Below are 14,449 nucleotides of genomic sequence, written 5' to 3' on the forward strand. Positions count from 1 at the left end.
CGGACTGCCCCGTCCCCGGAGAGATTTGGTCTTCGTGTGAGCGTCACCGACACCCCCGTCGCCCCGGCAACCCTGCGCACGGCGACGGGGGGCGAGGCCGCCGGGTGGGTCGCGACGCACTGCCGCCGGGCTCCGTGGCTGACGGCCTCCACCCTGCTCACCACGGTGGCCGGGGCGGCGCTCCAGGTGCTCCCCGTGCTTCTGCTGGGCCAGGTGGTCGACGGGGTGGTCGGTGGCGAATCGCGCTCGGTGCTCGTCGGGGTCGGGGTACTGATGGTGGCCGCCGCGCTGCTCGGCGCGGTGGCCACCGCGGTGTCGACCTGTCTGATCGGACGGCTGGGAGCGGATCTGCTCGCCCGGCTGCGGGAAGGCGCCGTCCGCGCGGTGCTGGGGATGCCGAGCGCACGCGTCGAACAGGTCGGCCGGGGCGATGTGCTGTCCCGGGTCGGCGACGACGTGGCCGTGCTGTCGAAGGGCATCCGGGCCGCCATCCCCACGGTGTTCTCCGCCGGTGTGCTGGTCGTCATCGCCACTGCGGGCATGTTCGGACTGGACTGGCGGCTCGGCCTGGCAGGCGCCGGCGCGCTGCCCGCGTACGCACTGGCCCTGCGGTGGTACCTGCCCCGGTCCGCGCCGCTCTACCGGAAGCAGCGGGCGGCCCAGGCCGACCGTGCGCAGGCGTTGATCAGTGGTCTGAACGGGATCGACACGGTCCGGGCGTACCGCATGGAGGACGCCGTCCGCGAGAAGGTCACCCGCGAGTCGTGGCGGGTGCGCGAGTACGGCGTCGACGTGTTCCGGTTCTTCGGACGGTTCGTCGGCAGGGAGAACCGCGCCGAGTTCATCGGGCTGACCCTGATCGTCGTGGTGGGGTACGCCCTGCTGGAGGCCGACGCCGCCAGCCTGGGCGAGGTGTCGGCGGCTCCGCTGATGTTCCACCGGCTGTTCACCCCGCTGGGCGCCATCATGTTCACCTTCGACGAGGCGCAGAAATCGGGCGCGAGCCTCACTCGGCTGGTCGGGGTGCTGGGGGAGCCCGCGGAGGACCGGCTGGTGGGAGACGTGTCCGTCCCGGCCGCGGACACCGGACCGTGTCCGGTGTCGGTGGAGGGCCTGACCTTCAGCTATCCCGACACCGACGAACCGGTCCTGCGGGATGTGAACCTGTCCATCCCGGCCGGTGGTTCGCTCGCCCTGGTGGGGGCGACGGGTGCGGGCAAGTCGACGCTGGCCGCGCTGATCGCCGGCACAGGGACCCCGCAGGCCGGGTCGGTGCGCATCGGGTCGCAGGACCTCGCCGGTCTGGACGAGGCGGGGGCGCGGGCCCTGGTGAGCATCCTGACGCAGGAGACGCACGTGTTCTCGGGCCCGCTCGCCGACGACCTGCGGCTCGCCGCGCCCGGGGCCGGCGATGCCGAGCTGATGGACGCCTTGCGCACGGTCGGCGCCGACGGGTGGGTCGAGCTGCTGCCCGACGGGCTGGACACGATGGTCGGCGAGGGCGGCGAGCGCCTGGACGTCACCAAGGTCGCCCAGATCGCCCTGGCCCGGCTGGTGTTGGGCCGCTCGCCGGTGGTGGTGCTCGACGAGTCGACCGCGGAGGCGGGCAGCGAGGGTGCCGCCGAGCTGGAGCGGGCCGTGCTGGCCGCGTGCTCGGGCCGGACCACGCTGTTCGTGGCGCACCGGCTGACCCAGGCCATGGCGGCGGACCGGATCGCCGTGCTGTCCGCGGGACGCGTGGTGGAGGAGGGAACGCACGGGGAGCTGGTGGCTCTGGGCGGCCAGTACGCGCGGCTGTGGCGCGCCTGGAGAGAGGGTAGTTAGGTGAACCTCAGTGAGGTTAGGCTAACCTTCATACCTCGGAAGGATGCTGAGTCTTCGATGATGGAACCGAGCGCCCCGCGCGTACTGCTCTCTCCCACCCGCCTGGCCGACGTGCGCCGTCGGACCGGCGACTACGGTGACCGGACCATCGCCGAAGCGTGTGCCATCGGGCTGTCGTACTGGGCGACCGGCACCGGCCCCGACGGCATGGACCTCACCCCCGGCACGCTCTTCGCCGACCTCCTCGAGTGGGTCGACAACGGCGGTGCCGGGAGCGGCGACTGGGAGGTCGGCGCGGACGGCCGGAGCATCACCGTCCCCGACGGCGTCGAGCGTGCCGACGCACAGCTCGCACTGGACGACCTGGCCGACTTCCCGGACCGGCCCATCGGCACCATCGGCCCGTCCGGCCCTGCGGCGAGGCTCGAAGCCCTGGCCGGGTGGAACGACACCCGGGCCGACCGTGTCCGCCCGACCATCATGGAGATGTTCCGCGAGCAGGCGCGCACCAGGCCGGACGCCGTCGCGATCGTCGATGGGCGCCGATCACTGACGTATCGCCAAGCGGCTGAATACTCCGGCCAGTTGGCCCATCATCTGATCGAACGCGGTCTCACCTCCGAGCAGGTCGTCGGGATCTCCCTCGCCCGCTCCGCCGACATGGTCATCGGGCTCCTCGCGGTGCTCCAGGCCAAGTGCGCGTTCGTGCCGCTCGATCCGCAGTGGCCCGCCGCGCGACGGGCCGTCGTCGTCGAGGACGCCCGGGTCGTGCTCCAGCTCAACGACTCGGGCGAGCACGGCGCGGGCGAACCGGACGCCGTGGCCGTCGACCTCGGAGACTGGGGGTTCGGCGCCCACCCCGCCGAGGCACCGGAGGCGATCGTCCCCGGCACGGCCCTGGCGTACGTGATCTTCACGTCCGGTTCGACCGGACGGCCCAAGGGCGCCATGATCCGGCACGAGGCGATCAGCGAGCGCCTGCTGTGGCAGGTCGACGAGATCCTGCGCTTCGGCCACGACGACGCGTCACTGTTCAAGGCGCCGTTGTCCTTCGACATCTCCATCAACGAGATCTTCCTGCCGCTGGTCTCCGGCGGCCGGCTGGTGATCCTGCGGCCCGGCGGTGAACGCGACCCGCACCATCTGCTGAGCGTCATCGCCGAGCAGCGCGTCACCTTCACCTACCTGGTGTCGTCCATGCTGGACGTGCTGCTGGAGATCGCGGGCGACTCCGGCCGCCTGGACAGCCTGCGGCACGTGTGGTGCGGCGGCGAGGTGCTGACACCGGAGCTGTACGAGCGGTTCCGCGCCCGGCTCGGCATCCCCCTGTACCACGGCTACGGCCCGGCCGAGACGACCATCGGTGTCTCCCACGTCATCTACCGGGGTGCGGCCGAACGCCTGTCGACATCGATCGGCAGGGCCAACCCCAACACCCAGCTGTACGTGCTGGACGACGAGCTGCGCCCGGTCCCGGTCGGGGTCGGCGGCGAGCTGTACGCGGGAGGGCTCCTCCTGGGGCGCGGATACGTCAACGCGCCCGGCCTGACGGCGTCCCGGTTCGTGGCGAACCCCTTCGCCGAGGACGGGTCCCGGCTGTACCGGACCGGTGACCTGGCGCGGTTCGCCCCCGACGGGTCGCTGGACTTCCTCGGCCGCGCCGACAACCAGATCAAGATCCGCGGCATGCGGCTGGAGATCGAGGACGTCGAGGTCGGCCTCGCGGAACACCCCGGGGTACGCCACACCTGCGTGGTCGCGAAGAAGAACGCCGCGGGCGGCACCTACCTGGTGGGGTACGTGATCCCGGCCGCCGGCCACGAGGAGCTGCGGGCGGACGAGGTCAAGGAGTGGGCCGCCCGGCACATGGTGGAGTACATGGTGCCCGCCCATCTCGTCGTGATGAAGGAGTTCCCGCTCACCGCGAACGGCAAGCTCGACCGGGGCGCCCTGCCGGAGCCCGCGATCGGCACGGGCCCCGTGGTGGCGCCCGCCACCGACAACGAACGGGCGGTGTGCGCGGCCGTCGCGTCGGTGCTGCGTCTGGAGAGGGCCGGTGTCGACCAGGACTTCTTCCAGCTCGGCGGAGACAGCATTCTGGCGATCTCACTGCTGAGCGCGCTGCGGGACGACGGCCTCTACGTCACCGCACGGCAGATCTTCACCCACAGCGTTCTCGGCGCACTGGCCGCGGTGGCGAGCCGCGAGGACGTCTCCACCGTGGACCACGGCGATGTCGCGACCGGTTCCGTCGTGGGATCGCCCATCGTGCAGTGGCTCGGCCGGGCCACGGACGCGATCGACGGCTTCGTGCAGTCGGTCGTACTGAACACGCCGGCGGAGCTGACCGCCGACGCCCTCGACGAGATCCTCGCCGCCGTGCTCGGACGGCACGACATGCTGCGCGCCAGGCTGGTGCGCGGCGACCGCTGGGGCTTCGACATCCCCGAGGCCGACCGGGCCGTCGTGGGGTGGCAGGAGAGCGACCGCCCGTTGGAGGAGTGTGTCGCGCTCGCCACCGACGGGCTCGACCCGGCGGGCGGTGTGATGCTGCGCGCCGTGTGGCGCCGCGAGGCGCGGCAACTGGTCCTGGTCGCCCACCACGTCGTGATCGACGGCGTGTCCTGGCGGATCCTGATGGACGACCTGGCCACGGCATGGCGCCGGTTCGCCTCGGGCACGCCGATCGAACTGCCCCCCGTGGGCACGTCGTTCCGGCGCTGGACGCAGCTGCTGGAGCGGGCGGCATTCGATACGGACCGTACCCACTTCCAGCGCCCCCTGCCGGGTGCCGACGCACCACTGGGCAGACGTACGCGGACCGAGGCCGACACCGTCGCCCGGGAGCGGACACGGACCTTCTCCGTCGGGCCCGAGGACACGGCCGCGCTGCTGGGCGAGATCCCCGCGAGGTTCCACGCGGGCGTCAACGACGTACTGCTGACCGCGCTCGCCGTCACCCTCGCCCGGTGGCGCCGCGACCGCGGGCAGGACCAGACGTTCGCCCACATCGAACTGGAGGGACACGGCCGCGAGAGCCGTTACGTGGCGGACGCGGCCGGCTTCGAGCCGGAACTGTCGCGGACCGTGGGCTGGTTCACCACCCTGTTCCCGGTGACCGTGGACCCCGGCGCGACAGCCGACTTCACCGCACCCGCGTACCTGGCCGCCGCCCTCAAGGCGGTCAAGGAGGATCTCGCCGCGGTGCCCGGCAACGGCGTCTCCTACGGTGCCCTGCGCTACCTGACCGACACCGGGCTGACCACGCCCGCACCGCAGGTGCTGTTCAACTACCTGGGCCGCTTCGACGCCGGCGCCGCCGGGGACTGGCAGCTCGCGGGCACCACGGGGCAGTTGGGCGAGAAGCGGGACCCCAGGATGCGCATGCCGCGCGCCCTGGAGTTCAACGCCATCGCCGAACCCGACGCGAGCGGCGCGTACGAGCTGGTCACCACCCTCTCCTGGCCCGAGGGGATGTTCACCGACGAGGACATCACCACCCTCGGCGAGTACTTCCGGGCCGCCCTGTCCGCCCTCGCCGCACTCGAAGGAGGCGGCCACTCTCCCAGCGACTTCCCTCTGGTACGGCTCACCCAGGCCGACGTCGACGACCTGGACGGCCCGGCGCTGCGGGACATCCTGCCGCTGACCCCCTTGCAGGAGGGCCTGTACTTCCACTCGGTCTTCGACGACGACGCGACCGGCAGCTACGTCGAGCAGCAGCTGCTGACGCTGGACGGCGACATCGACGCCGACCGGCTCGCGGCGGCGGCCACCCGGCTGCTCACGCTGTACCCCAATCTGGCCGCCCGGTTCACGGCCCTCGCAGACGGCCGGGTCGTCTCCGTCGTCGAGGGCGGCGCGGAGGCGCCCTTCACCACGCTGGACCGCCCCTCCCTCACCGACGACGAGATCCGCGACCACGCCGAGCGGGACCGCCGTGCCGGTTTCGACCTGGCCACCGGGCCGCTGATGCGCTACACGCTCATCCGGGCCGGCTCCGGCCGCACCGTCCTGGTGCAGACCGTGCACCACATCGTCGCCGACGGCTGGTCGGTGCCGCCGATGCTCCGCGCGCTGCTGGCCGAGTACCACGCGCCGGGGACCGCGTACCCGCTCGGCGGCTACCGCGACTACGTGACCTGGCTCGCCGGGCGCGACCACGACGAGAGCGACCGGGTGTGGCGCGGCGAACTCGCCGGTCTGCCCGGCCCCTCGCTGGTCGCCGAAGGACACACCCCCTCCGAACGGTTCGCCGACACCGGCGTCGAGCCCGCCGACGACCTCGACGCCGCCGCCCGGTCGGCCGGCGTGCCCCTGAGCGTGGCCGTGCACAGCGCGTGGGCGGTGACGCTGGGCGGCATCCTGCACGGCAGGGACGTCGTGTTCGGTTCCACGGTGTCCGGGCGCGACGCGGAGGTGCCCGGCATCGAGGACATGGTGGGCCTGTTCATCAACACGATCCCCGTGCGCGCCCGGTGGGCCGCCGCCACCACGGCGCGCGAGCTGCTCGCCGCGGTGAAGGAACACCGGAGCACGGTGCTGGCGCACCAGCACGTCTCACTGGCGAGGATCGGCCGCCGGGCCGGCACCGGCCCCCTCTTCGACACCCTGGTGGTGTTCGACGTCGCGACCGACCTGGACGCGCTGCGCGGCCCCGAGGACGAGCTGGTCATCACCGGCATCGTCAACGAGGGTGCCCCGCACTACCCGTTGACGCTGGTGGTGGAGCGCGCCACCGACGGCCGACCGCGCTTCAACCTGATCCACGACGGTGAACTGCTGCGCCGGGAGAGCGCCGAGGCGATCCTGCGCACGTTCACCCGGACCCTCACCGGCCTGCTCGACCGGCCGGACGCCCTGGTCGACGATCTGGCCCCCGAGGCCGGCCGGAGCCCGGCGCGGATCTCCCCGGCGACCCTGGGCGAGCTGTTCGACGCCGCCGCGAACCGTGACCCGGCGGCCACCGCCGTCACCCAATGCGCTCTCGACGGCACCCGGTCCCTGACCTACGGCGAACTCGCGGACGCCAAGAACCAGTTGGCCTCGGCCCTGCGCGCGGCCGGTGCCGGGCCGGGCCGGCGGGTCGCCGTCGCCGTCCCGCGCTCCGTGGAGCAGGTCGTCGCCCTGGTCGCGGTCGTCGGCGCGGGCGGCGCGTACGTGCCGCTGGACCTGGCGTACCCGGACGAGCGGCTGGAGTACATCCTCGCCGACGCCGCCCCGCAGGTCGTGCTCGTGGACCGTGAACAGCAAGGCCGCTTCACCCGCCTGCTGGCCCGAGCGGACGTGAAGGCCCGGGTGCTCGTCCAGGGCGACGAGCTGCCACAGGCCACCACCGCCGGGCCCGGGGCCGACTGGCACGATCCCGCGTACGTCATCTACACGTCGGGCTCGACCGGCCGGCCCAAGGGCGTCGCCGTCCCGCACTCCAGCGTGGTGACGCTCCTCACGAACACCCGGCCCGACATGGGCTTCGGCCCGCACGACGTATGGGTCCAGTTCCACTCCTTCTCCTTCGACTTCGCGGTCTGGGAGCTGTGGGGCGCGCTGGTGCACGGCGGCGAACTGCTGGTGCCGGAGTACGCGCTGACCCGCTCCCCGGTCGACTTCCACCGGCTGGTCCGCGAGCGCGGGGTGACCGTGCTCAACCAGACCCCCTCGGCGTTCTACCGGTTCATCGAGGCCGACCGGCTCGCCGGTGAACCGGTCACGACGCTGCGCCGGATCGTCTTCGGAGGCGAGGCGCTGGACCTCGGGCGGCTGCGCGGCTGGGTCGAGCGGCACGGCACCGGTACGCCCGAGCTGGTCAACATGTACGGCATCACCGAGACCACCGTCCATGTCACCCACCGGGTGCTGACCGACGAGGACTTCGGCCCCGGCGACGACGTCAGCCCGATCGGCGGTCCGATCCCCGGCCTGGTCACCCACCTGCTCGACGACCGGCTCCGGCCGGTGCCGCCGGGCCGGGTGGGCGCCATCTACGTCGCCGGGGACCAGGTGTCGCTCGGCTACCTGGGCCGACCCGGGCTCACCGCGGGCCGGTTCGTGGCGAACCCCTTCGCAGCCGACGGCTCCCGCATGTACCACACGGGCGACCTCGCCCGCCGCACGCTCGACGGCGAGCTGGAGTTCGCCGGGCGCGCCGACGACCAGGTGCAGCTCAAGGGATTCCGCATCGAGCTCGGCGAAGTGGAGTCGGCGGTCAGGGAACTCGACGGTGTCGTCGATGCGGCCGTCACCGTGGCGGACAGCGGTGACCACCTCGTCGCACACGTCGTGGGCCGGGTGCCCGGCGACTTCACCGCGCTGCTGTCCACCAAGCTGCCCGTCCACATGGTGCCGGGCCGGGTGCTGCCGGTCGACGCCCTGCCGCTGACGGTCAACGGCAAGCTGGACCGCAAGGCCCTGGGCGAGCGCGCCGCACAGGACGACACCCCGGTGGCCACGAGCGACTCCGCGCTCACCGCACTGGTCGACGTCTTCGCCGCGGCGCTGCCCGGCGTCGCCGTGGACGCCGACACCGACTTCTTCGGCGCCGGGGGCGACAGCATCGTCGCCATCACCGTGATCAACCGGGCCAGGGCGCTCGGCCTGCCGATCGTCCCCCGGGACGTGTTCCTGCTGAAGACACCGCGCGCGCTCGCCGACCACCTGGCCGCGCGGGCCCCGCAGCCCGTGACGTCCGCGCCGTCCCGCCGCGAGGACGGCCCGCTGCCGACCACCCCGATCATCCTGCGCCAGCGGGAACTGGGCGGTTCGCTCGCCCGGTTCGCCCAGGCCAGGGCAGTGGTGGCGGCCGAGGGCACCGACCTCGCCGACGCCCGGCGCGCCGCGAACGCCGTCGTGGCCGCACACCCGGCCCTCCGGTTGCGGCTGCGCGTCGAGCAGGGTGTGTGGTCCCTGCGTACCGAACCCGCCCGCGAGGTCGCCGTCGTACCGACCGACGCCCGCGACGCGACGGCCGCGGCGAACGAGGCCGCCGGACGGCTCGATCCCGGCTCCGGGGACGTCATCGCCTTCTCCTGGCTGGCCGCGAGCCGGACCCTGGTGGTCACCGTGCACCACCTCGCCGTCGACGCGGTGTCCTGGCTGGTCCTCCTCGACGACCTGGCCACCGCCATGAGCGGGGCGGCCCTGGCACCACCCACCACGTCCTACGCCGAGTACGCCGAAGCGCTGGCGGTGCGGTCCGCACGGGTCACCGACGACCTCGGACACTGGATCACCACGCTCGGGGCCCCCGCCCTGCTGCCCGAGGTCCAGCACCTGCGCGAGACCACGGTCGTGCTCGCGCCCGAGGTGAGCGACCGGGTGACGCGCAGCGCCCCCGCCGCATTCGGCCTGGGGCTCACCGAGTTGCTGTGCGGCGCCCTGCGCGCCGCGCTGACCCGCGTCCAGCCCACGCCCACCGACCTCGCGATCGAACTGGAGCGGCACGGCCGGGTCCCGGCCCTGGAACACCACGACTACTCCCGTACCGTCGGCTGGTTCACCGCCATCGCACCGGTGCGGCTCACGGCGCACACCGACCCGGTCGCGGCGGCGCGCGAGGTCGCCGAGCGCCAGCCGGACGAGTGCGGGCACGTCGCGTACGGCCTGCTCAGGTACCTCAACCCGCAGACGGCACCGCTGTTGGACGCCCGCCCGCAGGTGCTGTTCAACTACCTCGGCCGGGGCAGCGAGTCCACGGCGCTGCACGTCAACGGCGGCGACCAGGGCAGCCCGTACGCCGTCGAGGTCAACGCGTGGACCGACGACGCCACCGGAAGCCTGCACGCGGCCTTCACCCTCGCCGAGGGCATACCCGACGAGATCACCGAGCACTGGCGCGGCGCGCTGGAGCACCTGGCGGACGCCGCCACGACGGCCGAGCGCACGGCACCGGTCACCCCGCTCCAGCGGGGCCTGTTCTTCCAGGCCCAGATGGCGGGCGCGGCCGGACACTACGTCGCGCAGAGCTGGTTCACCTTCGAGCGGCGCCTGGACACCGACGCGCTGGCCGAGGCGATGGCGTACGTGATCGCGCGGCACCCGGTCGTGGGCGCCGGCTTCACCACCGACGACGACGGCAACCCGGTCCAGGTCCTCAAGGCGGGCCGGCGGGTCGACGTCCGCACGATCGCCGCGACGTCGGACGCGGAGGTCGAGGCGCTGCGCACCCGGGACCGCGAGTCGGGGTTCGACCCGGGCGAGCCGCCGCTGGTCCGGCTGACCGTGGTGCGGCTGCCGGACGGCCGGGACGGCCTGCTGCTCAGCTACCACCTGCTGCTCTGGGACGGCTGGTCCCGGGAGATCGTCCTGCGGGACCTGTTCGACACGTACGAGGCCGTCGTGGCGGGCGAGCCGCCCGCCGCGGCCCCGACCGTGCCGAGCTTCGAGGAGTACGCCCGGACGCTCGACGCCAGGGACCCCGCAGTGTCGAACCGCTTCTGGGCGGAGCACCTGGCCGGGCTCCCGGGCCCGACGCTGCTCGCCGGACCGGCCCCGGCCCTGTCGGACGACCTGCCGCGCGCTCTCGTGCACACGCTCTCCGTCGAACTGTCACAGCTGCTGCGGGACGCGGCCAGGGTGCACGGCGTCACCCTGAACACGGTGCTGACCGGCGCGTTCGGCCTCCTTCTCGGCGCACACACGGGGCGCGGTGACGCCATGTTCGGCGTGACCGTCTCGGGCCGGGAGGGCGAGGGCCACGCCGGCATCGTCGGTGTGCTGCTCAACACGGTGCCCATGTGGACCCGGGCACGGCCCGACGACACGGTCGGCGCGTACCTGTCGGCCGTACAGGCGGCCAGGGTCGAGGCGATGGAGCACGAGCACCTGGGGCTCGGCGAGATCCAGCGGGCCAGTGGGCACGACACCCTGTTCGACAACCTGTTCGTGCTCCAGAACTTCCTGGACCTGGACGCGTTCGCCGAGATGAACGCCAGGCACGGCATCACCTCGGTGCAGGCCGACGACTCCACGCACTACCCGTTCACCTGGGTCGTCACGCCCGGCGACCGGCTCACGGTCAAGCTGGAGCACCGCGACGACGACCCCGCGGGCGCCCGTCGCCTCCTCGACGACTACCTCCGCGTGCTGGAGGACCTGGCCCGGTCGACGGGACGGGTGGGCGCGCTTCCGGGCCTCGCCCCGGCCCCCGGACCGGCCGAGCGCACCGAAGTCGGTACGGACACCGTCGTCGACCGCTTCGACCGGGCGGCGGACCGCGATCCTGAGCGGGTCGCGCTCGTCGCCCACGGCTCGACCATGACGTTCGCCCAGCTCCGGGACCGTAGCCGTGCGGTGGCGGGTGTGCTCGCGCGCCGGGGCATCGGACCCGAGACGACGGTGGGCCTCGCGATCCCGCGCTCCCTCGACTCGATCGTGGCGCTGTTCGCCGTACTGCGCGTCGGCGCCGCCTACGTACCGCTGGAACTGGACCACCCGGACGAGCGGATCACGACCATCGTCGCGGACGCCCGGCCCGAGGTGATCCTCACCGTGAGCGCCGTGTCGCCCCGGCTCGGCGGCGAGCTGATCGAGCTGGACCGTCCCCTGCCGGAGGCCGATCCCTACGTGACGTTCGCACCGGACGACCCGGACCGTCTGCGGCACCCCGCGTACACGATCTACACCTCCGGATCGACCGGGAAGCCCAAGGGCGTGGTGACCGAGTACGCCGGGCTCACCAACATGCTGATCAACCATCAGCGGCGGATCTTCGAGCCGGTCCTCGCCGAGCACGACCACCGGGTGTTCAGGATCGCGCACACCGTGTCGTTCGCGTTCGACATGTCGTGGGAGGAGCTGCTGTGGCTCGCCGACGGCCACGAGGTCCACATCTGCGACGAGGAACTGCGCCGCGACGCCCCCCGTCTGGTCGAGTACTGCCGTGAGCACGGGATCGACGTCATCAACGTGACCCCGACCTATGCGCAGCAACTGGTGGCCGAGGGCCTGCTCGACAACCCGGCACGGCGGCCGGCGCTGGTGCTGCTGGGCGGCGAGGCCGTCACCCCGACGCTCTGGCAGCGGCTCGCCGGGACCGAGGGAACGGTCGGCTACAACCTGTACGGGCCCACCGAGTACACCATCAACACCCTCGGCGTCGGCACCTTCGAGTGCCAGGACCCGGTGGTGGGCGTCGCGATCGACAACACCGAGGTGTACGTACTGGACCCGTGGCTGCGGCCGCTGCCCGACGGGGTCCCCGGTGAGCTGTACGTATCGGGCATCGGCATCGCGCGCGGCTACCTCGGGCAGAGCGCCCAGACCGCCCACCGCTTCGTCGCGTGCCCGTTCGGCGGGCCCGGCGAGCGCATGTACCGCACCGGCGACCTGGTGGTCCGCCGGCCCGACGGGAACCTGACATACCTGGGCCGCACCGACCAGCAGGTCAAGATCCGCGGACACCGGGTCGAACCGGGGGAGGTCGAGGCCGTGTTCGCGGCGCACCCGGCGGTGCGGTTCGCCGCCGCGGTCGCCCAGCCCGACCCGCAGGTCGACGGCGCGTACCGGCTGGCCGCCTATCTCGTGCTGGAGGGAGCGGACCTGGCACGGGTCGCCGCCGAAGTGGGCGCCGGGCTGCCGGACTTCCTGCGCCCGACGCATTTCGCCCAGGTCGACAGCATCCCGCTGACCGTGAACGGGAAGGCCGACACCAGGGCGCTGCCGGAGGCCAGGCCGCTCGGCGCGCTGACCACCGGGGGAGAGCGCGGCCCGGAGACCGAGAACGAGATCACGGTGTGCGAGTTCTTCGCCGAGGCACTGGACCTGGACGACGACGAGGTGAGCGCGGTGAGCGACTTCGTGTCCCTCGGAGGGCACTCCATGCTGGCGGTGCGGCTGACCGGGCTGCTCCGCCGTGAGTACGGTCCTGTGATCACGATCCGTGATCTGTTCACCCTGCGAACCCCGGAAGCGATTGCCCGCCACCTTGATGAAAACTCCTGACACGCAGCGGCCCCGGCCGGGGTCGGACATCCTGCGGACCGCGCTGCGCCGCAACGTCGGCGCCATGGTCCGGGGCACCGTCCTCATGGGCCTGTACCAGGCGGGGGAGACCGCCTTCCCCATCGCGCTCGGCCTGATCGTCGAGCACACCATGCGGGACCGGAGCCCGAGCGCGCTCGGCCTGTCGATCGGCGCGCTGGCCGTGATCATCACGACGGTGTCGCTGTCGTGGCGGTTCGGGATGCGCGTCCTGCAGAAGGCCAACACGACCGAGGCGCACCGCTGGCGGGTGCAGGTGGCCGCCTGCGGGCTCCAGCCGGTGGCCAGGGACGTCGACCTGAAGTCCGGCGAGGTGCTGACCATCGCCACCGAGGACGCCGACCAGACCGCCGACATCGTCGAGGTGGTGCCGCTGCTGATCAGCTCCCTGGTCGCGGTGGTGGTCGCGGCGGTCGCGCTGTCCCTGGCCGACATCCGGCTCGGCCTGCTGGTGGTCGTGGGGACCGTAGCGATCCTGTCGATCCTGGCCGTGATGTCCAGGCGGATCGGCGCCAGTACCCGCGAACAGCAGGCCCGGGTGGCGCGGGCGGGTGCGAAGGTCGCCGACCTGATCATCGGCCTGCGCCCGCTGCACGGATTCGGCGGCAACCACGCGGCGTTCGGGTCCTACCGGAAGGTCAGCACGGACGCGAAGCGCCAGGCGATCACGGTCGCCAGGGTGAACGGCACGTACGCGGGCACCGCGCTGGCCCTCAACGCGGTCCTCGCCGCCGCCGTGTCCTTGACGGCGGGCGGGCTGGCGTTCGACGGCCGGATCACCATCGGGGAACTGGTCATGGCCGTGGGCCTCGCGCAGTTCATCATCGAACCGCTCAAGATGTTCTCGGAGATGCCCAAGTACGTGATGATGGCGCGCGCGTCGGCCGAGCGGATGGCGCTGGTGCTCTCCGCTCCGCCGGTGGCGACGCCGGGCTCGCAGCGTCCGGCCGGGGGCGGAGGCCTCGCGGTCGACTGCGTGCGGCACGGGTCCCTGCGCAGGCTGAATTTCGAGGTGGCCGCCGGTGAGTTCGTGGCGATCGCCGTCTATCAGCCGCGTGCGGCGGCCGACCTCGCGTCGGTCCTCGCGGTGAACGTCGCACCCGACGCGTACGAGGGAGAGGTGCGGCTCGGCGGGCAGCCGATCGCGGAGCTGTCGATCGAGGCGGTCCGCGAATACATGCTGGTGAATCCGTACGACGGGGAGATCTTCGCGGGCACGCTCCGCACGAACATCGACCCGCCGGGCACCAGCCGGCGGATTCCCGAGGCCGTCGAGGCGTCCATGCTGACCGATGTCGTCGCTCTCCACCGCGACGGGCTCGACTACGCGGTCCGCGACCGCGGGGCGAACCTTTCCGGGGGGCAACGGCAGCGGCTGTCCCTGGCCCGTGCCCTGGCCGCCGACAGCGACGTGCTGGTCCTGCACAACCCGACGACAGCCGTTGACGCGGTCACCGAGCAGCTCGTCGCGCGCAACGTCGCGAAGATGCGCCGCGGCCGTACCACGGTCGTGATCACCAGCAGCCCGGCCCTGCTGGACGCCGCCGACCGTGTTCTCGTCCTGGACGACGGCGTCATCACCGCCGAGGACACCCACCGCAACCTCCTGGCCGGCGACGCCGACTACTGCCTGGCCGTGGCCCGGTGA

3 protein-coding genes are annotated in these 14,449 nt (G+C 72.7%); all 3 read left to right on the plus strand.

What is annotated here, in order from left to right; translation table 11 throughout:
• The first annotated feature begins 36 nt into the window (after nucleotides 1-36).
• Genes OG611_RS33500 through OG611_RS33510 form a run of 3 tightly spaced genes read left to right on the plus strand, consistent with a single transcriptional unit; the run spans nucleotide 37 to nucleotide 14,449 of the window.
• Nucleotides 37-1,824: an ABC transporter ATP-binding protein gene (locus OG611_RS33500; RefSeq protein WP_266428876.1), complete on the plus strand. Its 1,788-nt coding sequence runs from the start codon at nucleotides 37-39 to the stop codon at nucleotides 1,822-1,824.
• Nucleotides 1,825-1,881: 57 nt separating this feature from the next.
• The gene (locus tag OG611_RS33505; RefSeq protein ID WP_266428879.1) at nucleotides 1,882-12,762 is read left to right on the plus strand and encodes a non-ribosomal peptide synthetase; all 10,881 of its coding nucleotides are present in this window, start codon (nucleotides 1,882-1,884) and stop codon (nucleotides 12,760-12,762) included.
• Nucleotides 12,749-14,449, plus strand: coding sequence for an ABC transporter ATP-binding protein (locus OG611_RS33510; protein ID WP_266428881.1), 1,701 nt, complete (start codon nucleotides 12,749-12,751; stop codon nucleotides 14,447-14,449). Before OG611_RS33505 ends, OG611_RS33510 begins: the two co-directional genes overlap by 14 nt.

This window comes from Streptomyces sp. NBC_01363, assembly GCF_026340595.1.
Lineage (GTDB): Bacteria > Actinomycetota > Actinomycetes > Streptomycetales > Streptomycetaceae > Streptomyces.

Coding starts and splice junctions, on each gene's coding strand:
- OG611_RS33505 (WP_266428879.1), top strand. CDS start 1,882: ATGATGGAACCGAGCGCCCCGCGCGTACTGCTCTCTCCCACCCGCCTG.
- OG611_RS33510 (WP_266428881.1), top strand. CDS start 12,749: ATGAAAACTCCTGACACGCAGCGGCCCCGGCCGGGGTCGGACATCCTG.